Source organism: Bacillus sp. 007/AIA-02/001 (assembly GCF_004634455.1).
Lineage (GTDB): Bacteria > Bacillota > Bacilli > Bacillales > Bacillaceae_G > Bacillus_A > Bacillus_A cereus.
Map to the genome: position 1 here is coordinate 44,372 of NZ_SEIY01000007.1, position 23,086 is coordinate 67,457.

Genomic DNA, 23,086 nt, shown 5'->3' on the forward strand with positions numbered 1-23,086 from the left:
TTAGTATAGCATGTTACTATTGAAATTCACCTTTTGAAATATAGCGATAAAAGTGTGCTGTCGTCGTACTCATATACGGACTAAGCCAAAGAAATCCTATTCCAAAAGTAAGAAGCGCTAAAATAGCCCATCCTATGAAGCTCAGCCATAAAAGAAACAAATCTAGCTTATGACCCTTCATAAGATTCTTACTTTCCTTCATCGCCTGCGAAACACTATATTCTGGATTTTCAATCATCACATAGTACGTCAGTGCATAAGAAAAATACATCACAATCATACCAACAATTGAAATTGCTAGTAGTACACAGATAGCAATAGCAAACGACGCATTTCCTTCTTCACCAAAAAATGCAAATAAGGCTACTAACAATATCGGAATCCATGTACCTGTATATAATAAAATTGCAAGCATTGCCCACATTGTTTTCATCATTCTTTTAAAGCCACGAAATCCTTCAAATAAGTAATCTACTTTAGCATCTTCTCGTTTACTGATCTGTAAAAATACATTTGTATAACCGTATGATGTAATCCCATACGATGCGCTACTCAAAATTATCATAATGCAATAAAAAATCCCGAATGTAACACTTGCTCCATTTGATATTGTTTGCCCTTCAAGTGAACCTGCTAGACCAGCAAATAAGAGAAATATAATAATTCCTGGAATTAATAGTATAAGCATTGCAGCCATCGAAACGACATAACTTAAAATAAAATATAAAATTGTTGATCCAACACCTAGTCCCCATTTTCCCTTTAAAGAGTACAATGCTTCTCGCTTCATTTCACCAATCATTGATTCATCCCCTTTATGAAATATAAATTGTTGTACACTTCTACTTATACAAGCATCAATATAATTATACCAGTTTTGTAAAATTATCCATAAAATACACAAAAAAAAAATCCGTAAAGGCAAAGCCCTTACGGATTTTTTCACTTCATATCGGAAACGTTTAAACGGTTCACGGCACGTTGTAATGCCATTTCTGCACGTTTAAAGTCAACATGTGCTTGTTTATCTTGCAGACGTTGCTCAGCGCGACGCTTCGCTTCATTTGCGCGATGGATATCGATATGGTTTGCTTCTTCAGCAGATGATGATAATACAGTCACTTTATCTGGACGAACTTCGATAAAGCCACCGCTTACTGCTACATAATCAGTGTGTCCACCATTTTTCAGACGAACTGCACTAATTTTTAATGGTGCAACAGTTGGAATGTGACCTGGTAAGATCCCCATTTCCCCACTCTCTGCTTTTACACTTACCATTTCTACTTCTTTTTCGTAAACCGGTCCATCAGGAGTTACAATACTGACTGGAAATGTCTTCATACTTCGTCCCTCCTAAGGCCTTACGCCATCATTTTCTTCGCGTTTTCAATAACTTCTTCAATGCCACCTACTAAGCGGAATGCATCTTCTGGAAGGTCATCATATTTTCCTTCTAGAATTTCTTTGAAACCACTAACTGTATTCTTTACAGGTACGTAAGAACCTTTTTGACCTGTAAACTGCTCAGCTACGTGGAAGTTTTGAGATAAGAAGAATTGAATACGACGAGCACGATGTACAACTAACTTATCTTCTTCAGATAACTCATCCATACCTAAGATAGCAATGATATCTTGAAGCTCTTTATAACGTTGTAAAGTTTGCTGTACTTGACGAGCTACTTCATAATGTTCTTCTCCTACGATTTCTGGAGAAAGTGCACGAGATGTAGATGCTAATGGATCTACGGCTGGGTAAATACCCATTTGCGTTAAACGACGCTCTAAGTTTGTTGTTGCATCTAAGTGAGCGAACGTTGTAGCTGGTGCTGGGTCAGTATAGTCATCGGCTGGTACATATACCGCTTGGATAGACGTGATAGACCCTTTATTTGTAGATGTAATACGCTCTTGTAATTGACCCATTTCTGTTGCAAGTGTTGGTTGGTAACCTACCGCAGATGGCATACGACCAAGAAGGGCAGATACTTCAGAACCCGCTTGCGTGAAACGGAAGATGTTATCGATGAACAGAAGTACGTCTTGTCCTTGCTCATCACGGAAATGCTCAGCCATTGTTAAACCTGTTAATGCAACACGTTGACGTGCTCCAGGTGGCTCGTTCATTTGTCCGAATACCATCGCAGTTTTCTTGATTACGCCAGAATCGCTCATTTCGTGGTATAAGTCATTACCCTCACGAGTACGCTCACCTACACCAGCGAATACAGAGATACCACCGTGCTCTTGTGCGATGTTGTTAATTAATTCCTGAATTAATACTGTTTTACCTACGCCGGCACCACCGAATAGGCCGATCTTACCACCCTTAATGTAAGGAGCAAGTAAGTCTACTACTTTAATACCAGTTTCAAGAATTTCTACTTTAGTAGATAATTCTTCGAATGCAGGTGCTTGACGGTGAATTGGATCACGATGTACATCTGCAGGAACCTCACCATCTAAGTCAATTGCATCACCTAATACGTTAAATACGCGACCAAGTGTTACATCACCAACTGGTACAGAGATTGGTTTACCAGTATCTTCTACTTCTGTGCCACGAACAAGTCCATCTGTGGAAGACATCGCAACTGTACGAACTGTATCATCACCTAAATGAAGTGCAACTTCAAATGTTAAGTTAATACTTCCGTTTTCGTTGCTTTGTTTTACCGTAAGGGCGTTGTAGATTTCTGGTAGCTTTCCGCCATCAAACTTAACGTCTACAACCGGACCCATGATTTGCGTAACGCGCCCTTTATTCATCGGGTTCCCTCCTAGCTTTCTTTTAATTAGCCAACTTTCTACGAGCAGCTAGCTTTTAATTTTTTATTGGTTTATAGCTTACGCGACTCTTTTGACAGAGCCGCTTCCGCTTTTTATTGAATCTAGCTCCAGCGGTTAGAATGTTCGGTGGCTTCGCTTTTTCCTACGAGGCACAAATCGCCTCTACGTCAAAAGCTCCATCCCCCTCTCATTCTGAACGAACCGCTTCCGCCTTTTAATACTATTCTAACGCTGCTGCTCCACCAACGATTTCCGTAATTTCTTGCGTAATCGCTGCCTGACGCGCACGGTTGAATGAAAGTGTAAGTGAATCGATAACTTCCATTGCGTTGTCTGTAGCACTCTTCATTGCTGTCATACGCGCTGCGTGTTCACTTGCTTTACCGTCTAGTAATGCACCGTACACTAAGCTTTCTGCGTATTGTGGCAATAGTACTTTTAAAATTTCTTCTTCAGAAGGTTCGAATTCATAAGCTGTCGTCGGTTTGTCAGACGCCACATCAGTAAGCGGTAAAATTTTATTTTCCGTTACCTCTTGTGAAATTTTACTTACGTAATGGTTGTAGTAAATGTACAGCTCATCATAAGCACCATCTGCAAACATCGCAATTGCTCGAGAAGCAAGGTCTTTAATATCAGTAAATGATGGGTGGTCAGATAATCCAACTACTTCATCAATAATGTTAAAGCCGCGACGTTTTAAATAATCACGTCCTAGTCGTCCAAGCACAATAATAGAATATTGGTTTGAATCCATATTATGACGTTCACGAATTACGTTACTTACTGTACGTAATACGTTACTGTTATAACCACCTGCTAGTCCGCGATCAGACGTAATAACGATGTATCCTGTACGCTTTACAGGACGCGCATTTAGCATTGGATGATTAATCCCTTTGCTTCCTTGCGCAATGCTCGCTACTACTTCTTGAATCTTTTCCATATACGGAACGAAAGATTTAGCATTTTGCTCTGCACGGTTTAATTTAGATGCAGATACCATCTCCATCGCTTTCGTAATTTGACTCGTTTTCTTTGTCGAGTTAATCTTCGCTTTTATATCGCGTAAAGATGCCACAGGTTTTCACCACCTTTTTTCCGGAAGTTGGCACGATTAGTAAGAATCCTCTTCCTAATCTACGTTGCAAGATATTCTTGCTCATGATTGAAGGAAAAGAATAGGTGCACCTACTCTTTTCCTTTACATGACCTTTAGCAATCTCAGAGCCCGAGATGCCTTTTATATATACTATCTAGCTCCAGCGGCTTGAATGCTCGGTGGCTTCACTTCTTCCTACGAGGCAAACACCGCCTCTTCGTCAGAAGCTCCATCCCCCTCACATTCACAACGAGCCGCTTTCGCTTTTATTATTCAGAAGCTACAAATACTTTTTTAAATCCATTGATTGCTGCTGCAAATTTGTCGTCATCCGCAAGTTTCTTAGTTGTGCGGATTTCTTCTAATAAGTCAGTCGCATTAGAATCTAACCAAGCATGGAATTCTTCTTCAAAACGAGTGATATCTACTACTGGGATATCATCTAGGAATCCACGTGTTAAAGCGTAAAGAATGATAACTTGTTTCTCTACACGTAATGGTTTGTGTAATCCTTGTTTTAATACCTCAACAGTACGAGCACCACGGTTTAATTTCGCTTGAGTTGCTTTATCAAGGTCAGAACCGAACTGAGCGAACGCTTCTAACTCACGGTAAGATGCAAGGTCAAGACGAAGTGTACCTGATACTTTACTCATTGCTTTAATCTGAGCAGATCCACCTACACGAGATACAGAAGTACCCGCATCGATCGCTGGACGTACGCCAGAGAAGAATAGGTCAGATTGTAAGAAGATTTGTCCATCCGTAATAGAAATTACGTTTGTTGGGATGTATGCTGATACGTCCCCTGCTTGTGTTTCGATGAAAGGTAGTGCAGTTAAAGAACCGCCGCCTTTTGCATCACTTAATTTTGCTGCACGCTCTAATAAGCGAGAATGTAAGTAGAATACATCCCCTGGGTAAGCTTCACGACCTGGAGGACGACGTAATAGTAATGACAGCTCACGGTAAGCCGCTGCTTGTTTTGATAAGTCATCATATACTACTAATACGTGTTTACCATTGTACATGAACTCTTCACCCATTGTTACACCAGCGTAAGGAGCTAGGTATAATAATGGAGCTGGTTGAGAAGCAGATGCAGTTACAACGATTGTGTACTCTAATGCACCGTGCTTACGTAGTGTTTCTACTACGTTACGTACAGTTGATTCTTTTTGCCCAATTGCTACGTAGATACAAATCATGTCTTCATCTTTTTGGTTAATGATTGTATCAAGTGCAACTGCTGTTTTACCAGTTTGACGGTCACCAATGATTAACTCACGTTGACCACGGCCAATTGGTACAAGAGCATCGATCGCTTTAATACCTGTTTGAAGTGGCTCATGAACAGATTTACGATCCATTACACCTGGTGCTGGACTTTCGATTGGACGAGTGTTTGTTGTATTGATTGGGCCTAAACCATCAACTGGTTGACCTAATGGGTTTACAACACGACCAATTAGTTCTTTTCCTACCGGTACTTGCATGATGCGACCAGTACGACGAACTTCGTCACCTTCACGAATTTCTGTGTAAGGTCCTAAAATGATAATACCTACGTTGTTTTCCTCTAAGTTTTGTGCTAGTCCCATAACGCCGTTAGAGAACTCTACAAGTTCACCAGCCATAACGTTATCAAGACCATGAGCACGCGCGATACCGTCACCAACTTGGATAACTGTACCAACATCACTAACTTCGATTTCAGACTGATAGTTCTCGATTTGTTGCTTTATCAGTGCGCTAATTTCTTCAGCTCTGATGCTCATGTGCTTCACCCCTATCTATTCTTCATTAATTCACGCTGAATACGTGCTAATTTTCCTTGTAAACTTCCGTCATAAATGCGATTTCCAATACGTACTTTAATTCCGCCTAGTAAATCTTCATCTACAACATTTTTCACGCGAATTGCATCTTTTCCCGTTCTCTTTGCAAATGCTTCAGCAATGTTAAGCTTCTCTTCTTCTGATAGAAGACGAGTAGAATATACAGTTGCGTCCGCTACGTTACGTTCTTCATTAGCAAGAACAACATATTCATCTGCAATTTCAGGTAAGATATCAATGCGTTTGTTATCAATTAAAATATATAACGTATTTAAAATAGATTCAGAAACAGATCCGAATACGTTTGCAAGAAACGTTTTCTTTTGTTCCTTTGAAATGTTCGGTTGCGTTAAAAAGCTATGTAGTTCTCCGTTCTTTACATAAACGTTTTGTACAAGGCGTAATTCCTCTTCAAACATTTCTAATACGTGTTTTTCTTTAGCAATTTTAAAAAGAGCGACAGCATAACGTTTTGCTACAATCCCATTGCTCATCGCGCTTCTCCTACTTCTTTAATATAATCGCGAATTAACTTCACTTGATCTTCTTCTTTTAATTCTTTTTCAATTACTTTAGAAGCAATTTGAACAGATAAAGAAGCAACTTGTTCTTGTAAAGCAGCAATTGCTTGCTCTTTTTCGCGTTGAATTTCTTGTACAGCAGATGCTTTAATTGATTCTGCTTCTTCTTTCGCAGCAGCAACAATAACATCTTTTTGATCTACAGCTTGCTTTTTCGCTCTTTCGATTAACTCTTGTGCTTCAACACGTGATTGTTTTAACATTTCACGTTGTTCTTCTACTAATTTCTTCGCCTCAGCATTACTTCTTTCTGCAGCGTCGATTTCATTAGTAACATGCTCTTCACGTTCTTTCATAATTCCCATTAAAGGACCCCACGCAAATTTGCGTAGCATTACTAATAGAAGTAAGAAAATGAACAATGTATAAGCAATCGTTCCAAATGGAATGGCAGCACCTAATAATAAAGTTGGCACAAGGATTCACTCCCTTCAAAATATCTAAATTGATCATATGAAAAAAAAGACATACGTTTCATTCATAAAGCAATGGCGAAGAAAGTTCGGAAAAACACTCTTCGCCATCTATGTAAGGGGAGTCTCCCTTATTTGTTCATTACGATGAATGCAATAACTACACCGATGATTGGAAGTGCCTCAACTAAAGCAACCCCGATGAACATAATTGTTTGAAGTGCGCCTTTTAATTCTGGTTGACGAGCAACACCTTCGATTGTACGTGATACGATAAGACCGTTACCAATACCTGCACCTAATGCTGATAAACCAATTGCAATTGCAGCTGCGATTACACCTAAACTCATTTAATTTGTCCTCCTTTGTATTATAAAAAAATAAATTTTTTCTTACTTAAATTATATTAATGGTCATGGCTTACTTTATGAGCCATATAAACCATCGTTAACATAACGAAAATAAATGCTTGGATTGATCCAACGAATACACTGAATCCCATCCATGCTAACATTGGTACAAGCGCACCTAATGCCCCAAGGACTGATGCTCCGCCCAACTTAGCAAGTAATCCTAACAAGATCTCACCTGCATAAATGTTACCAAATAAACGAAGACCTAACGTTAATGTGTTAGCAAACTCCTCAATAACCTTTAATGGGAATAAGAATTTCATAGGTTGGAAATAACCTTTTACGTACTCTTTCGTACCCTTCATCTTAATTCCATAATAATGGGTGAGGGTAACTACCATCACGGCTAATGTTAATGTAACTGCTGGATCAGACGTTGGTGATCTCCACCATGCAATATGTTCGCCAGCTTCAGTTGCTGAATACATGAATGGTAAACCAAGGAAGTTCGATACGATGATAAACATGATAAGCGTAACGCCAAGCGTTAAGAAACGTCCACCTGTTTTCCAGTCCATCGTACTATTGATAATCCCTTTCACGAAGTCAAACACCCATTCCATGAAGTTTTGCATCCCGGTTGGGCGAAGAGCTAAGCTGCGAGTTCCGATAACAGCGATTAAGAAAACAATAACTGCTGCTACAGTAACCATCATAACTGATGACAAATCGAACGTTAAACCTAGAAATTCAACTAATTTACCGTGTTCCACTAGTAATTCACCTCTCTTCCCTGCTCTTATACTCTAAATAAAGAAAATCTATGATCATGACAAGGTATCCTGTCAGCAATCCTACACCTAGGCCCCACATCGCGATTAACTCTTGATATTTGGCTGCAAATAAAATTAATAACCCAATCGTGGCGAATCTTGAATATGTACTTACCGCTGTTGCCTTGAACTTCACGTTTTCTCCATTTGTTACGCGATCTAGCAGCTTGTCTGTTCTACGTGCAATGATGCGCAAACTAAGAAAACTGAAAATCGTCCCGATAATCAGTCCAAGAAATACATCCTTGTAAGAGGTAAATCCCCATCCTAGCACTAGAAGCGCAAGCAAGTAGTACATATATTTCTTTTGTCTTTGGACAAGTCCATGTACGTCTATCATCATTGCTCTCCCGAATAGTAATGTCGAATGAGTCGAATCATTGCGTATACCCCTGTTCCTAGTCCGAGTAATAACCCTATAATAAGAAACAACGGAAACGTTCCAACCTTATTATCAATCCACTGCCCACCAAAGATTCCAACAAGAATAGAACCGACTAATTGAGCAAGAATACCTGACATTAAAGCATAAGCTTTTATATGGCTGCGATCGTTTTTTTGCAAGGATTCATCCCTCCAATATGTAACCCTCATTCACGATGTGTTAATAATAACTCATTTTTTTGCATAAATCCTATACAAAACAAAAAGTTTACATTTTCGTCACGGAATAGATGTAATTTTGTCACTGAAAGCCCTACCATCTATCCCCGTTGTTAGCATACAATAGGGTATTAACAGTGTCAACGAGAAATCGTAAAAAATCTAAAAATTTGAGTATTAGGCATTTCCTCCCAAAAATGAAAACGTTCCCCTTCTAAATACTGGTTACATATATGCAATTTCTAACAGTTTTCTCTTTATAATAGAAGGAAATGTTCACAAGTTTGTCACTATTATATTTTCGAGATATAACGCTTTTCTTCCATAATATAGTGTTCCTCAGACGTAAGACTTCTATATTATATGTGAGGTGTATGCAACTTATGTTGTATATACGATGTATATTTATCCTCTCCCCCTCCCCTACTTGCTTACAACAAAAAAGACGAGCTGGGGAATCTCCCCTGCTCGTCAGTTGTCTTACTTCGTTCCGAATAAACGGTCACCAGCATCACCAAGACCTGGTACTACATATCCGTGGTCATTTAATTTCTCATCTAATGCTGCTACATAAATATCAACATCAGGATGTTCTTCTTGTACTACTTTTACCCCTTCTGGAGCTGCAACGATACACATTAATTTAATTTGTTTCGCACCGCGCTTTTTCAGAGAGTTAATTGCTTCAGCCGCAGAACCACCTGTTGCTAGCATCGGATCTAGTACGATAAAGTCACGCTCTTCTACATCCGTTGGAAGTTTCACATAGTATTCTACCGGTTGCAATGTTTTAGGGTCACGGTATAAACCAACGTGTCCTACTTTTGCTGCTGGAATTAATTTCAGAATTCCATCAACCATTCCTAAACCTGCACGTAAAATCGGAATTAAACCAAGTTTTTTACCAGCGATCACTTTTGTTGTCGCTTTGCTTACAGGTGTTTCAATTTCAATGTCCTTAAGTGGAAGGTCGCGAGTAATTTCGAAAGCCATTAAACTTGCTACTTCGTCCACTAATTCACGAAAATCTTTCGTACCTGTATTCTTATCGCGAATATATGTAATCTTATGTTGAATTAACGGGTGATCAAATACATACAGTTTTCCCATGTGAATCTCTCCTTTAGATGATATTCATGCGTTTGCACGCTTTTTTACACTATTTACGATTGTAAAGAAAACGCTACTAATATTCAAGGGCAAATTTGGCAAAATCATGATTTTACGATGAATCTATCTAGTATCTTTACCAATTATGGGAGCTGTATCCTTCATTATATCGCCAAAATTTATTCATCATTTGTATACATACTTTAAAAATAATATATGTCCACAAAAAAGACCGCCAAAACAATTAAGTCTCGGCAGTCTTCTTCAATCTATTATAGATTTGGATACATTGTGAATTTGCTAGTTAACGCTTCTACACGCTTACGTACTTCTTCTAATGCAACTTCATTTTCATGATTTTTTAATGTATAAGCAATAAGTGACGCAATTTCATCCATTTCTTCTAAACCGAAACCACGAGATGTTACAGCTGCTGTACCGATACGTACACCACTTGTTACAAATGGGCTTGCTGTTTCAAATGGAATTGTATTTTTGTTCACTGTAATACCAACTTCATCTAATACGTGCTCTGCTACTTTACCTGTGATTTCTAAGTTACGAACATCAATCAAGATTAAGTGATTGTCTGTTCCGCCAGAAACAAGTGTAAGTCCTTCTTTTTGAAGACCTTCAGCTAAGCGGTTCGCATTGTTAATGATATTTTGTGCATATGTTTTGAAATCATCTTGAAGTGCTTCACCAAATGCAACAGCTTTTGCAGCGATTACGTGCATAAGTGGACCACCTTGAATACCAGGGAAGATTGATTTATCAATTTGTTTTGCAAATTGCTCTTCACATAAAATCATACCACCACGCGGACCACGTAACGTTTTATGTGTTGTCGTTGTAACGAAATGTGCATGTGGTACTGGATTTGGGTGTAAACCAGCAGCTACTAAACCAGCGATATGTGCCATATCAACCATTAAATAAGCGCCCACTTCATCTGCAATCTCACGGAATCGCTTGAAATCGATAACACGAGGGTATGCACTTGCACCTGCAACGATTAATTTTGGTTTATGTTCTTTCGCTTTTGCTAATACATCATCGTAATTAATACGGTGAGAGTCAGCATCCACGCCATATTCTACGAAATTATATTGTACTCCACTGAAGTTAACAGGGCTTCCGTGTGTTAAGTGACCACCATGAGATAAGTTCATACCAAGTACTGTATCGCCTTGCTCTAAAATCGTAAAGTATACTGCCATGTTCGCTTGTGCACCAGAGTGTGGTTGAACATTTACGTGCTCTGCGCCGAAAATTTCTTTCACGCGATCACGTGCGATATCTTCTACTACGTCTACGTGTTCACAGCCACCATAGTAACGTTTTCCAGGATATCCTTCAGCATACTTATTCGTTAAAACAGAACCTTGTGCCTCCATTACTGCCTCACTTACGAAGTTTTCCGAAGCAATTAACTCAATCTTTGAACGCTGTCTTCCTAGTTCTGCCTCAATTGCAGCAAATACCTTTTCATCTTGACGTTTTAAATGATCCACCAAAATCCCCCTTTTCTGAACGAATTACATCGATTCCCAACAGTTTTTTCTTATTTATTCAGAAAAAACGAAAATTCAGGTTGTAATTCTTTCGAACCTTCATGTTTTCAACTACATTCTAACATGACTTTCTATATCATAAAAGAAAAAAAAGACCGAAAATCGGTCTTTTCTTTCTACTATTATAAAGTCAGACAACATACCTTTTATCTTATGATAAACAGTTACTATATGACTTCCTAATTTCTCATATTTAACGGCAAGTGATAGTCTCTTCCACTGCCGCATAGACAGCACGCGCTCCACCAATTAGTTTTCCACGTGTTTTGGCCATCGTTACATGCGCACTTCCAATTGCCTTCACACTTGTACGAACCGGAACAGCTACATGCTTTAAATGCATACCGATAAATGTATCACCAATATCCATTCCTGCATCAGCTTTAATAAACTCAACTACTACCGGATCTTTCAAATTGTGATACGCGTATGTCCCCAATGCACCACCTGCTGATCTAACAGGCGTAACTGTTACAATTTCAAATTGATATTTTATCGCTACTTCTCTCTCAACTACTAAAGCACGGTTTAAATGCTCACAACATTGAAACGCTAATTCAATACCTGTTTGCTCTTGAAATTGTTTTAACTCAGAGAAAATCGCCTCTGCTACTTCCATCGTTCCTGATGTTCCAATTCTTTCGCCTAGCACTTCGCTCGTGCTACAACCCACTACAAAAATTTGACCGCTTTGTAATGAAGCTTGTTCTTGGAAATCAGAAAGCGACATTTGTAGCTGTTCTCTTACCTTTACGATTTCTGTCATTACGCCTCTTCCTTTCACAGGTTGGTTCACCAAATTATATTTCACACTACTGATAGTTAGAATCTATTACTTTGTTTCGTATGTTTTAATTTTTCCTACGCGGTTTTCGTGACGACCACCTTCATAGTCAGTTGTTAACCAGATTTTCGCGATATCACGCGCTAGACCAGCACCAATTACACGCTCACCCATCGCTAGCATATTAGTGTCATTATGCTCTCTCGTTGCTTTCGCGCTGAAAGTATCATGAACTAACGCACAACGGATACCATTTACTTTGTTTGCTGCGATTGACATACCAATGCCTGTCCCACAAACTAAAATACCACGATCTACTTCACCATTCGCTACCATTTCAGCTGCTGGAAACGCAAAGTCAGGGTAATCAACAGAACCAGCTTCACATTCACAACCTAAATCAATATATTCAATATTTAACTCTTCTAATAAACTTACAAGTTCTTTGCGGATATTCATACCGCCGTGATCAGATGCTATTACTACTTTCATTTTTACCCCTCCAAAGTTTCAATCAATTATCTTCATTTCACACTCGCTACCTCACATAGGAAGAAGTGATCTCCAATATCGTATTATACACGAAACATCAACCTACTGAATGTTTTTTCAGTAAAGTTTGTACAAGTTTTTCCATCTCATCTAACGTTTCTTTATAAATAGAAAGCGAGCCTCCAAATGGATCTGAAATGTCCTTGCCTATACCTTCAGTTAATCCATATAACGTATTTAATTTCTTTTCAACGCTCGGATAATGCCCAAGTACAATTTGCTTATGGTTTTCTGTCATCGTTACGACAATATCAGCCCAATCAAGCAAAGTTTCATTTATTTGCTGCGCCGCATGATCAATTAAAATTCCTTTTTCAGCTAAAGCTTCCTTCGCATGTACCGATGCATCGCTCCCAGGATAGGCGAAAACACCAGCAGATTGCACTTCAAACTTATCTCCTCCGTGATGACGAAGCAACGCCTCAGCCATTGGACTACGACATGTATTGCCAGTACAAACAAATAACACTCGTTTCATTCAAACCCACCCCTATATTCGATTTCTTACCATTCATCATAACTTACATTAGAATAGAACAAAAGAAATGTGAATATACAAAAGGCGCATTTCTCTTATATTTTTTCTAAGAAAAATGCGCCTTATCCACATATATGTGAAACCCTATTTCCAAGTGCCTAGAGTATTTTAACATACATGCTGAACATGCAACAAAAATAAGGAATCCATTTCATACGAAACGGATTCCTCTTATATTGCAATTATTTCATTGTAACTTTCATTACTTCTGTTGAACCTTTTGTAGCTGCTACGCCTACAGTTGTCTTAATAGACTCAGCTGCATCTGTGTTTGTAATAACAATTGGAGTAATTGTGCTTTTCGCTTTTTCACGGATTAATTCTAAGTCGAATGAGATTAATTTATCTCCAGCTTTTACAGCTTGGCCTTCAGAAACGTGAGCTTCGAAACCTTCGCCTTCCATTTTTACAGTTTCTAATCCAACGTGGATTAAAATTTCTGTACCGTTTTTCGCTTTAATTCCGATAGCATGTTTTGTGTGGAATAATTGTACGATTTCACCATCAACTGGAGATACAACTACACCTTCAGTAGGATCGATTGCAACACCGTCACCCATCATACGACCAGCAAATACTGGATCTGGTACTTCTTCAATATTTTTCACTGCTCCAGTTAATGGAGCTACGATTGTTTCTTCATTTGTTTTTGAACCAAGACCGAATAATTTTTTAAACATAGGATAGTCCTCCTTATAATTTACCTAAAAGTTTATAGGGCAATCCCTAGTAAAGCTCGGGATACATGTAAGACTTCATACTTCGAATATTATACTGTAAAAACGCTTTCGAAATAAATTACGTCATTACTAATAGACTCTTATTGTAGCGCTTCACAAAATTCCAGTCAATTCTGATTGTCTGAATAACAATTAGAAGTTAACTTCTATTCATATTTTCTCTTTTTTTGCCCAACTTGTCTAGAGGTCTTTACTACATTTTATTTTTTGTTGTTAATTTGTAAAATTTAATTCAAACTTTTTTCAAAATACACTTGACTAAAGTAAGTAACTATTTTATTATTACTTACGTAAGATAAGTTAATAACTTTTAGGAGGTTTTTAAAAATGATGGATTTCGGTCTACTTATTATTCGTCTTATTATAGGAATTACATTCATGGGTCATGGCGCTCAAAAATTATTTGGTTGGTTCGGCGGTTACGGTTTAAAAGGAACAGGTGGCTGGATGGAGTCAATCGGTTTACGTCCTGGTGTATTTATGGCATTTATGGCTGGCGCAACTGAATTACTAGGTGGTTTCTTATTTGCATCAGGTATTTTCATTGTAGTTGGTTCATTATTTATCGTTGGAACAATGTTAATGGCTATCTTCACTGTTCACGGAAAAAATGGTTACTGGGTAACACAAAACGGATATGAATATAACTTAATGTTAATCGCTGTCGCTGTTGGTGTAGCTTTAATCGGACCTGGGGCATACGTTTTACTTTAATTTTTATCTCAAATTTGAGATTCTTGAAAAAAGAACTTACTTCATTACAATTGAAGTAAGTTCTTTTTATGAAACAAAATATTATTTCCAGCAGGATTTTCTCATCGTTATCTTGTAAACAAACAATAAGTATTCATATTTAGAAAGGGGATTACAAGCATGTTATCCATTAATCCAAATGAACAAACTGAAAAAGATAATTACAAATTACTTACTGGAAGTATCATCCCTCGTCCTGTCGCATTCGTTACTTCTATAACAAAAGAAGGTGTACTAAACGGAGCACCATATAGTTATTTCAATATTGTCGCTGCTAATCCACCACTTATCTCAGTATCTGTACAACGAAAAGCCGGAGAAAGAAAGGACACTTCCCGAAACGCAATTGAAAAAGGAGAATTTGTCGTACATATTTCTGACGAATCATATGTAGCAGCAATTAACGAAACAGCAGCTAACCTCCCGCCAAATGAAAGTGAAATTGAACTAGCAAAACTAACACCAATTGAAAGTGAAGTCATCTCTGTTCCAGGTGTAAAAGAAGCAAATATTCGAATGGAATGCGTATTAGAACGTGCAATTCCACTTGGCGGAACGGAAGACTCACCAGCTTGTGATCTACTAATTGGACGCGTCGTTCGTTTCCACGTTGCCGAACATCTATATGAAAAAGGGCGCATTCACGCCGAAGGACTCAAACCAGTAAGCCGCCTAGCAGGACACAACTATGCAAAATTAGGAGAACAATTTGAATTGGTTAGGCCAGTTTAAAAGTGGAAGTGGCCCGTTTAGCTCTGACCAGCTAAGGTTCTCTCGCACAAAAGGTGCTTTTTACCTTTCGTGCGGGAGGTTCTTAGATGCGAAGAGCTGGCCACTGGAACTGGATAATATCTAAAAGCGGAAGCGGCTCGTTCAGAATCGCAGGACACTTCAAGCTCTCGACCTTGAAGCGCTTTTTGCTTCATGCGAGAGAGCGAAATGACCGGAGATTCTAGCCGCTGGAGCTGGATATATTTAAAAGCAAGGCGGCTAGATTCCTCCCATCACTCAAATATAAAATCCCCTGCTTTTTAGCAGGGGATTTTCTCATTGTAATTCTTCCTTCTTTTCCTCTAAAGTAGGCATTTTCTCTTTTTTCGGCTTCCCTAGCTTAATTACGAAGAAGTATAGGGAAAGCAATGTAATAAGAAAAACAATTAAAAACGGGTACGGAGAGTAAAAGGCACGCGCCGCCTCAGTCTTTCCCGCAACAAATTTCAATGACTCAATATCTAAAAACTCAGCAAACATTTGTACACCGAGCATACTAAACCAAAAAACAAAAAAACTAATAATAATACCAAAAACTTGCTTCAATCTCGTCATTCATCTCATCCTTTCTATATCTGTAATTTTTAGCGCAATAAATATAGTACAAACAAAATATTCACAGAAAGGAACTATCTTACCATTCACGAATTAACTTAATCCAACCTAACATCGAAATTTGCAAAATAATACCCCAAATTATAAGTCTTCTTAGCCATCGAGGATAGAAGGTTAAAAATTTAACATACCATTCCAATAGCTTGTTCATAATTCCCTCCTACATAAAATTATATAGGAAAAAGGATATATAATCCAAACCCAACTAAAATGATACCACCTACTATCTCACCATATGTACCGAGCATATCTTTCGCATGTCTCCCAATTAATAAACCCATCCACGCTAATAACATGCTAACAAATCCAAAAAGTAAAATCGTAATAATTGTTTGTGCTCCATAAATACCAAGACTAAGTCCTACTGAGAAACTATCTATACTGACGCCAAATGCAAATACGAATAAACTAATTCCAATAGGGGCTGTTCTAGTCTCTTCATTTTGTAAAATGCTCGAATATACGATATAAAACCCTAGTCCGATTAATAAAATAGCACCCGCAAAATGTGCGATATCTCCATACTTCTCTGATAAAAAACGACCTAGTACCATTCCTATAAACGGCATAATAATATGAAATATCCCTATCGTCATACCAATATACAGGATTTGTCTTAACTTTAGGGGTATCATCCCCATACCAAGACTCACCGAGAACGCATCCATCCCTAAGGCGAATGCCATAATTATTAAAGGTATTAGCTGTTCAAACGTCATTCATGCCCCTCCTTGGACGTGCTACTTCACAATATGCTTATCCAAGGAGAAATATTCTGTTTGCTAATCTTACCTTATCATTCAATAATAATATGATGTCCTGCCGCTTTTGTTAAACGATTCATAATTGCATTCCCTATTCCTTCATTAGGGAATGACTCACTAAAAATAACATCCACTTCACTTGCATCAAATGTTCTAAGTACATCATATAATTTAGTCGCAACACTAGCTAAGTCACTTCTAACACCACAAGATAATATAACATCTGCACTATATACATGCTGATACTCTTCTGTCGTTAATACGCCTACTTTAAATCCTTCTTCCTTTTTCTCATCCACAAGATGCTGAATAAACTCACGTGAGCCCTCAACAATACTAAGTGGTGCTTTCGGGGCATAATGTGTGTATTTCATTCCAGGCGATTTCGGTTTTTCCTTCTCATCCTTTAAAGCTGGATCTAAAGAAACAGTACCTATCACCGCTTCTAATTGTTCTTTCGTAATCCCACCTGGACGTAATATTGTTGGAACCGCGCTTGTACAATCAATTACAGTTGATTCAACGCCTACTCCAGTTGCACCACCATCAACAATACCTGCAATCTTCCCATTCAAATCTTCATATACGTGAGAAGCTAATGTTGGACTTGGACGCCCTGAACGATTCGCACTTGGTGCCGCAACAGGTACATTCGCCTCTTCAATAAGAGCAAGTGCAATTGGATGATCAGGCATTCTTACTCCAACCGTATTAAGTCCTGCCGTCACCTTCTCTGAAATCCCTTCTTTTCTCGGCAAAATAATTGTTAATGGTCCTGGCCAAAAATGCGCCATTAACTTCTCTGCAACTGGTGGAATTTCTTTCACAATCCCATCTAACTGAGATTTTGTACCTATATGGACAATGAGTGGATTATCACTCGGTCTTCCTTTCGCTTCGAAAATTTTCGCGATTGCTTCATCATCCATCGCATTTGCACCTAACCCATATACTGTTTCCGTAGGGAAAGCCACCGCCTCATTTTCTCTTAATAATTTTGCTGCTTCTTGTAACTGTGGATAATATTTTTTTCTTTCCACAACATTATCCACAACCCACATGTTTGTATGCATTTTTTTCCACGTCCTTTTCTACCCTTAAATACTTGTATATTTTTAGTTTACTATGAGATTTATCCAAAAGACAAACAAGGTTTATCCACAAAATGTGGATAAACCTAATTAATCCGTGGATAACTTTGTGAATAGCTGACAATTTAGTATTATTGCATTCTGCTCTTTTATATTTTTACAAAAATGTTCTAGTTGTCGAATTCCCTCTGGAACCTCATCCTTTTCTATAGTAAAAAAGTCAAAAAACTGAAAGATCGGTACAGATTGTGGATGATTTGTTAGTAAGTACAATTGTTGAACACTTTTTTCTTTCATATACTGCAAAAACATTTCAAAAAAATATAAGAAAGTCTGTTTATCCACATGAGGTGTGAATAAACAAGAACGAATAAGCACATCTTCCCCACTTTGTTCATAACCAATTACAGCTCGTATTTCTTCCGCCTCTTCCAAAATCATAAATTGTGCGTACAACTCATTTATTTTATCATCTTTTTTATTAGCTTGTCCGAAAAAAGAATGTAATCTTTCCACATCTGCTTTCGTAGCAAAATACACTTTCTTCATAATAAATCCCTCCTCATTTTTATATATGAAGAGGGATTTATTAATAGTACTATTTAGAGAATAAAGATGTAAAAGCTTCTACAATAAACAATTTAACTTCTGGCTTTTCTTCTTCCTCTTCTACTTTTACATACTCATTTTGCTTTTCTTGTTTTTTCTCCACAGGTTTCTCCACTTTTTCCACAGTTTTTATTTCTTCTTTACTTACAGGCTGCTCTTCGACTTTTGTTTCATTTTTTACTACTTTCTTTTCAGAAGCTGTTACTTTTTTTACTACTTCCTGCTTTACAGCTTTCGTTTCTTTTACCTTATCTACTTTCTTCTCTTCTTTATCTATTACTTCCTCATCTAGTTGTTTCACCTGCTCCTCTTCAGGAGATTCCGCCTTCACAACGTGCTCTTCTTTTCTTACAGCTGTCCCGCTCGAAAAATCTAAGAAACACATTGGTGGAAATAATACACACCACCAGTTCGCCCCTTCACCTTCTCCAATTGTGATTAATACTGCTTCATATTCTCCTGCTGGATAAATAAAATTCCCGTATACCTTTGTAGGAAACTTTACATTCTTACTAAATTTCACTTGAAATGAATCTTTACTTCCTTCTCTTTTTAACGTATTTTCCACCGTTTTCTCGATTTCTGGAATATGACTTTGAATTACTTTGCGTGCCTCTTCAAATGAAGTTAAATCTGCTACCCACCCATCAATTTGTGCTTTTACTTCATCACGCACTTTACGCTTTAATGCCTGGTCTTTATCTGAATCACTATTTGCTAAAATTCGTAATCGAACGGCCTCTTTCGGAATAACTGAAGGCCCTTTCGCATCAGCTTTCATATATCCAAACTGCACAAGTAACTGTGCACCAATTAATAGTATAAGAAGATAAGCAATAACTTGTTTTTTCATTTCCTCCACCGTCCCTTCTACAAACAGTGTGGACAGACTTTCATCTTTCTAAACTATTAAATTCAAAATCTATATGAATTTTTCCACAAAAAAATAGAGTAAGGTGTGAACCTTACTCCATCTCTGCAAATACCATACGATCTTTTCCGTTAATATCGAAAACAACCTCAACATGAGCATGTGGAAAAGCTTGTTGTAACAATCTTTTTACATCCTCACCTTGTCCTACTCCAATTTCAAACGCCACAATCGCTTTCTTCTGCAACACATTCGGCAATTCTTCCATAAAACGGCGATAGAAATCTAATCCGTCTTCACCACCAACAAGTGCTCTCTTCGGCTCATGCTCTTTCACAACAGGAGAAAGACCACGCCAATCCTCTTCCGGTATATATGGAGGATTTGAAACAACAACATCTAGCTTTTGACCCGTTTTATGAAATGGTGACAATAAATCACCGTGATAGAACGTTACTTCTGCACCTAAAGCTTTTGCATTTTCTTTTGCAACTTCAATCGACTCTTGTGCAATATCTACTGTATACACATGAAGATTTTCATTTTCTAAAGCAAGCGTAATAGAAATCGCCCCACTACCTGTACCTATATCTGCTACATGTAGTTTCTCATCACCAAAATGGCGCTCGATTCTTTCTAATACTCCCACTATAAGCTCTTCTGTTTCCGGTCTTGGTATTAATACTTCTTCATTCACAAAGAAAGACCGTCCATAAAACATTTCATAACCAATCATATATTGAATAGGAATACCTTCTACATGCTTGTGGATAAACTCCGTAAAGCTTTTCTCTTGATCCTCAGTTATTTCTTCACGCATATTCATAAGTAATCCTGTTCTGTTCACCTTTAATACATGACAAAGGACAATTTCTCCCGCATTTTCATCTCGTCCATTTTCCTGTAAAAAAGAAGAAGCCCATTTCAGGGCTTCATAGACACGCATTACTCAGCTGCCTCCATCTTTTGAGCCTGATCTTCCATCACTAAGGCATTGATGAAATCATCTAACTTACCTTGTAAGATTTGATCTAGCTTTTGAATCGTTAAACCGATTCGATGGTCTGTAACACGGTTTTGCGGGAAGTTATACGTACGAATACGCTCTGAACGATCTCCCGTACCAACAGCTTGTTTACGGTTTTGATCATACTCAGCTTGCGCTTCTTGTCTAAACTTATCATAAACACGTGCGCGTAATACTTTCATCGCTTTTTCTTTATTCTTGATCTGTGATTTCTCATCCTGACAAGATACAACTACACCAGTCGGTAAATGCGTTAAACGCACCGCTGACATCGTTGTATTAACGCTCTGTCCACCAGGTCCACTAGAAGCGAATGTATCAACACGAACATCTTTCTCGTGAATATCAATTTCTACTTCTTCTGCCTCTGGTAATACAGCTACAGTTGCTGTAGATGTATGAATACGTCCACCAGATTCCGTTTCAGGAACACGTTGTACACGGTGAGCACCATTCTCGAATTTCAGCTTCGCGAAAGCACCTTTACCATTAATCATAAAGATAATCTCTTTATATCCACCTAACTCTGTATAGCTAGCCTCAATAATCTCCGTTTTCCAGCCCTGTACCTCAGCGTAACGGCTATACATACGGTATAAGTCACCAGCAAATAAAGCTGCCTCGTCTCCACCAGCAGCTCCACGAACCTCAACGATAACGTTCTTATCATCATTAGGGTCTTTTGGAACAAGTAAAATTTTCAGACGCTCTGATAATGTTTTATCTTGTGATTCTAACTCAGAAACTTCTTCTTTTACCATTTCACGCATTTCTGCGTCTAACTTATCTTCTAACATTGCTTTCGCATCTTTTAATTGCTCACGAACATCCTTATACTCACGATACACCTCTACCGTTTCCTGTATATCAGACTGTTCCTTTGAATATTCACGAAGCTTATTTGAATCACTAATAATCGCTGGATCACTTAACAATTCATTTAACTTCTCATAACGATTTTCTACAGCTTGCAAACGATCTAACACATCATTCACCTCTACATCCTAGTATCTAATACAAATAGTATATGGTACTTACTCAAAAAAACGCAAATTATATTTAAAAGTGGCGGTGGCTCTTTCAGCTCTGACCAGCTAAGGTTCTTTCGACCTAAAGGTGCTTTTTACCTTTTGGGCGAAAGGTTCTTAGATGCGAAGAGCTAGCCACCAGAACTAGATATATTTAAAAGCACAAGCGGCTCTTTCAGAATCGCAGGCCACTTTCAACTCTCTCGCTTGAAGCGCTTTTTGCTTCAAGCGAGAGAGTGAAATCGCCGGAGATTCTAGCCGCTGAAGCTAGATAATATATTTAAAAGTGGCGGTGGCTCTTTCAGCTCTGATCAGCTAAGGTTCTTTCGACCTAAAGGTGCTTTTTACCTTTTGGGCGGAAGGTTCTTAGATGCGAAGAGCTAGCCACCAGAACTAGATATATTTAAAAGCGTAAGCGGCTCACACCGCTCATTCTCTCTATTTTGAAAAAAACCCGCCTTGCGCAGCGAGTTTTACTTATCTTTGTTTGCAGGTACTGCATGACAATGACGACAACGCGGTTCATACGATTCTGAAGCTCCAACTAAAATAATTGGATCATCAAATGCCGCTGGTTCTCCATCAATTAATCGTTGTGTACGACTTGCTGGAGATCCACATACAGAACATACTGCTTGTAGTTTTGTCACATGTTCAGCAATCGCCATCAGCTGAGGAACTTGTCCAAATGGTAGACCACGGAAATCTTGGTCTAAACCAGCTACAATGACACGATAGCCACGATTTGCCAATACTTGCACCACTTCCACAATGTCCCCATCAAAAAATTGCACCTCATCGATTGCAATAACATCCAGCTCTTCTGTAATATGTTCAAATATATCCTTTGAAGCTGAAACAGGAACTGCTTTTACCTTTAATCCGTTATGTGATACTACATCTTCTTCACTATATCGATTATCAATACATGGTTTAAATACAATTGCATGTTGTTTTGCAAATTGCGTACGGCGCACACGGCGGATTAGCTCTTCTGACTTGCCAGAAAACATACTACCGCAAATCACTTCAATCCAGCCATTTTGATTTATTAAGTACATGAAGCTCTCCTTTCATCTACTTTTCAGTTAAAAGTAGGGTAAAGGTATAATATTTTCGCAAAAAAAACAGACAAGCGAATACATACACTTGCCTGTTTTATGTTTTTATTACTTAAGACCGTATTTCTTATTGAAGCGGTCAACGCGTCCGTCTGCAGTAGCAAACTTCTGACGTCCAGTGTAGAATGGGTGAGAATCAGAACTGATCTCAACTTTTAGTAATGGATAAGTGTTACCATCTTCCCACTCAACAGTTTCGTTAGATCCTTTAGTAGATCCGCTTAAGAATTTGAAGCCTGTGTTTGTGTCCATGAATACAACTTTCTTGTAATCTGGGTGAATTCCTGCTTTCATTCTTTTCATCTCCTTCCGCCCTGAATCATTTTCGAAACAGAGTTTTTCATCTTCAGCTGCATACACAACTATATTGATGAAACACATATGATGAAATTATAACAAGGCTAACTTCATTTTGCAACTACCTGTTTTTGTCTTTTTAATTTTAAAAGCGCAAGCGGCTCGTTCAGAATGGGAGGGGGATGGAGCTTCTGACGTAGAGGCGCTTTTTGCCTCGTAGGAAGACGCGAAGCCACCGACAATTCTAGCCGCTGGAGCTGGATATTAAATTGAAAGTGGAGGTGGCTCGCTCAGCTCTGACCAGCTAAGGTTCTTTCGCCCAAAAG

Annotated in this window: 30 protein-coding genes; 2 read left to right on the forward strand and 28 right to left on the reverse strand. The window is 38.3% G+C overall.

The genetic code is table 11. From position 1 onward, the window contains the following. Positions 1 to 16: 16 nt before the first annotated feature. The 18 genes from ES895_RS15880 to ES895_RS15965 all read right to left on the reverse strand — a co-directional run bounded on the left by ES895_RS15880 (position 17) and on the right by ES895_RS15965 (position 13,753). Positions 17 to 904: a DUF975 family protein gene (locus ES895_RS15880; protein WP_002097917.1), complete on the reverse strand. Its 888-nt coding sequence runs from the start codon at positions 902 to 904 to the stop codon at positions 17 to 19. Between the two features lie 38 nt (positions 905 to 942). Further along, positions 943 to 1,344 (reverse strand): F0F1 ATP synthase subunit epsilon, encoded by a 402-nt coding sequence (atpC, locus tag ES895_RS15885; RefSeq protein WP_000847211.1) that lies wholly within the window; start codon positions 1,342 to 1,344, stop codon positions 943 to 945. A gap of 20 nt (positions 1,345 to 1,364) precedes the next feature. Further along, the gene (gene atpD, locus ES895_RS15890; RefSeq protein WP_001032593.1) at positions 1,365 to 2,771 is read right to left on the reverse strand and encodes a F0F1 ATP synthase subunit beta; all 1,407 of its coding nucleotides are present in this window, start codon (positions 2,769 to 2,771) and stop codon (positions 1,365 to 1,367) included. Positions 2,772 to 3,012: 241 nt separating this feature from the next. Beyond that, a complete protein-coding gene (gene atpG / locus ES895_RS15895; RefSeq protein ID WP_000157696.1) occupies positions 3,013 to 3,873 on the reverse strand; it encodes a F0F1 ATP synthase subunit gamma in 861 nt (286 codons plus the stop codon). A gap of 290 nt (positions 3,874 to 4,163) precedes the next feature. Continuing rightward, a complete protein-coding gene (atpA, locus tag ES895_RS15900) occupies positions 4,164 to 5,672 on the reverse strand; it encodes a F0F1 ATP synthase subunit alpha (protein ID WP_000027518.1) in 1,509 nt (502 codons plus the stop codon). A gap of 11 nt (positions 5,673 to 5,683) precedes the next feature. After that, complete coding sequence (gene atpH / locus ES895_RS15905; RefSeq protein WP_000064683.1) at positions 5,684 to 6,226, reverse strand: F0F1 ATP synthase subunit delta; 543 nt, start codon at positions 6,224 to 6,226, stop codon at positions 5,684 to 5,686. Continuing rightward, positions 6,223 to 6,729: a F0F1 ATP synthase subunit B gene (gene atpF, locus ES895_RS15910; protein WP_001142618.1), complete on the reverse strand. Its 507-nt coding sequence runs from the start codon at positions 6,727 to 6,729 to the stop codon at positions 6,223 to 6,225. Before atpF ends, atpH begins: the two co-directional genes overlap by 4 nt. A gap of 128 nt (positions 6,730 to 6,857) precedes the next feature. Next, positions 6,858 to 7,076 (reverse strand): F0F1 ATP synthase subunit C, encoded by a 219-nt coding sequence (gene atpE / locus ES895_RS15915; protein ID WP_000052064.1) that lies wholly within the window; start codon positions 7,074 to 7,076, stop codon positions 6,858 to 6,860. 56 nt (positions 7,077 to 7,132) lie between these two features. Then, complete coding sequence (atpB, locus tag ES895_RS15920) at positions 7,133 to 7,852, reverse strand: F0F1 ATP synthase subunit A (protein ID WP_000399871.1); 720 nt, start codon at positions 7,850 to 7,852, stop codon at positions 7,133 to 7,135. 7 nt (positions 7,853 to 7,859) lie between these two features. Then, positions 7,860 to 8,252, reverse strand: coding sequence for an ATP synthase subunit I (locus ES895_RS15925; RefSeq protein ID WP_000567600.1), 393 nt, complete (start codon positions 8,250 to 8,252; stop codon positions 7,860 to 7,862). Next, a complete protein-coding gene (locus ES895_RS15930; RefSeq protein ID WP_001171223.1) occupies positions 8,252 to 8,476 on the reverse strand; it encodes an AtpZ/AtpI family protein in 225 nt (74 codons plus the stop codon). Before ES895_RS15930 ends, ES895_RS15925 begins: the two co-directional genes overlap by 1 nt. Positions 8,477 to 8,502: 26 nt before the next feature. Further along, positions 8,503 to 8,616 (reverse strand): DUF4024 domain-containing protein, encoded by a 114-nt coding sequence (locus tag ES895_RS15935; protein WP_000232962.1) that lies wholly within the window; start codon positions 8,614 to 8,616, stop codon positions 8,503 to 8,505. A 379-nt stretch (positions 8,617 to 8,995) separates the two neighbouring features. Then, a complete protein-coding gene (upp, locus tag ES895_RS15940; protein ID WP_000517539.1) occupies positions 8,996 to 9,625 on the reverse strand; it encodes a uracil phosphoribosyltransferase in 630 nt (209 codons plus the stop codon). Between the two features lie 272 nt (positions 9,626 to 9,897). Next, positions 9,898 to 11,139 (reverse strand): serine hydroxymethyltransferase, encoded by a 1,242-nt coding sequence (gene glyA / locus ES895_RS15945; RefSeq protein WP_000349809.1) that lies wholly within the window; start codon positions 11,137 to 11,139, stop codon positions 9,898 to 9,900. A gap of 253 nt (positions 11,140 to 11,392) precedes the next feature. Further along, positions 11,393 to 11,965, reverse strand: a complete 573-nt coding sequence (locus ES895_RS15950; RefSeq protein WP_000136375.1) for a TIGR01440 family protein — start codon at positions 11,963 to 11,965, stop codon at positions 11,393 to 11,395. A gap of 66 nt (positions 11,966 to 12,031) precedes the next feature. After that, the gene (gene rpiB / locus ES895_RS15955) at positions 12,032 to 12,475 is read right to left on the reverse strand and encodes a ribose 5-phosphate isomerase B (RefSeq protein WP_000869542.1); all 444 of its coding nucleotides are present in this window, start codon (positions 12,473 to 12,475) and stop codon (positions 12,032 to 12,034) included. 97 nt (positions 12,476 to 12,572) lie between these two features. Continuing rightward, complete coding sequence (locus ES895_RS15960; RefSeq protein ID WP_000832368.1) at positions 12,573 to 13,013, reverse strand: low molecular weight protein arginine phosphatase; 441 nt, start codon at positions 13,011 to 13,013, stop codon at positions 12,573 to 12,575. A 242-nt stretch (positions 13,014 to 13,255) separates the two neighbouring features. Continuing rightward, the gene (locus ES895_RS15965) at positions 13,256 to 13,753 is read right to left on the reverse strand and encodes a PTS sugar transporter subunit IIA (protein WP_000473665.1); all 498 of its coding nucleotides are present in this window, start codon (positions 13,751 to 13,753) and stop codon (positions 13,256 to 13,258) included. A 387-nt stretch (positions 13,754 to 14,140) separates the two neighbouring features. Between ES895_RS15965 and ES895_RS15970 the strand changes: the two genes are divergently transcribed. Next, positions 14,141 to 14,527, forward strand: coding sequence for a DoxX family protein (locus ES895_RS15970; protein WP_000968616.1), 387 nt, complete (start codon positions 14,141 to 14,143; stop codon positions 14,525 to 14,527). A 159-nt stretch (positions 14,528 to 14,686) separates the two neighbouring features. Then, the gene (locus ES895_RS15975) at positions 14,687 to 15,298 is read left to right on the forward strand and encodes a flavin reductase family protein (protein ID WP_097995102.1); all 612 of its coding nucleotides are present in this window, start codon (positions 14,687 to 14,689) and stop codon (positions 15,296 to 15,298) included. Between the two features lie 315 nt (positions 15,299 to 15,613). Here the strand turns inward: ES895_RS15975 and ES895_RS15980 are convergent, their stop codons facing one another. From ES895_RS15980 to ES895_RS16020, 10 genes are all read right to left on the reverse strand, one after another. Continuing rightward, positions 15,614 to 15,892, reverse strand: coding sequence for a DUF3935 domain-containing protein (locus ES895_RS15980; protein ID WP_000197472.1), 279 nt, complete (start codon positions 15,890 to 15,892; stop codon positions 15,614 to 15,616). Between the two features lie 79 nt (positions 15,893 to 15,971). Continuing rightward, a complete protein-coding gene (locus ES895_RS29980; protein WP_001037636.1) occupies positions 15,972 to 16,103 on the reverse strand; it encodes a hypothetical protein in 132 nt (43 codons plus the stop codon). Between the two features lie 19 nt (positions 16,104 to 16,122). Next, positions 16,123 to 16,671: a manganese efflux pump MntP gene (locus ES895_RS15985; protein WP_000142463.1), complete on the reverse strand. Its 549-nt coding sequence runs from the start codon at positions 16,669 to 16,671 to the stop codon at positions 16,123 to 16,125. A gap of 77 nt (positions 16,672 to 16,748) precedes the next feature. Then, positions 16,749 to 17,789, reverse strand: a complete 1,041-nt coding sequence (locus tag ES895_RS15990; RefSeq protein WP_000557351.1) for an L-threonylcarbamoyladenylate synthase — start codon at positions 17,787 to 17,789, stop codon at positions 16,749 to 16,751. 108 nt (positions 17,790 to 17,897) lie between these two features. Further along, positions 17,898 to 18,356: a GNAT family N-acetyltransferase gene (locus tag ES895_RS15995; protein WP_000758438.1), complete on the reverse strand. Its 459-nt coding sequence runs from the start codon at positions 18,354 to 18,356 to the stop codon at positions 17,898 to 17,900. 49 nt (positions 18,357 to 18,405) lie between these two features. Then, positions 18,406 to 19,269 (reverse strand): stage II sporulation protein R, encoded by an 864-nt coding sequence (gene spoIIR / locus ES895_RS16000; RefSeq protein ID WP_000745063.1) that lies wholly within the window; start codon positions 19,267 to 19,269, stop codon positions 18,406 to 18,408. 112 nt (positions 19,270 to 19,381) lie between these two features. Continuing rightward, positions 19,382 to 20,233 carry a peptide chain release factor N(5)-glutamine methyltransferase gene (prmC, locus tag ES895_RS16005; protein ID WP_001267055.1) on the reverse strand — a complete coding sequence of 284 codons (852 nt, stop codon included), beginning with the start codon at positions 20,231 to 20,233 and terminating at the stop codon, positions 19,382 to 19,384. Further along, the gene (prfA, locus tag ES895_RS16010; protein WP_000887064.1) at positions 20,233 to 21,300 is read right to left on the reverse strand and encodes a peptide chain release factor 1; all 1,068 of its coding nucleotides are present in this window, start codon (positions 21,298 to 21,300) and stop codon (positions 20,233 to 20,235) included. Before prfA ends, prmC begins: the two co-directional genes overlap by 1 nt. A gap of 515 nt (positions 21,301 to 21,815) precedes the next feature. Continuing rightward, positions 21,816 to 22,403, reverse strand: a complete 588-nt coding sequence (locus ES895_RS16015) for a thymidine kinase (protein ID WP_000280859.1) — start codon at positions 22,401 to 22,403, stop codon at positions 21,816 to 21,818. A 108-nt stretch (positions 22,404 to 22,511) separates the two neighbouring features. Further along, positions 22,512 to 22,757: a type B 50S ribosomal protein L31 gene (locus ES895_RS16020; RefSeq protein WP_000643433.1), complete on the reverse strand. Its 246-nt coding sequence runs from the start codon at positions 22,755 to 22,757 to the stop codon at positions 22,512 to 22,514. Positions 22,758 to 23,086 lie beyond the last annotated feature (329 nt).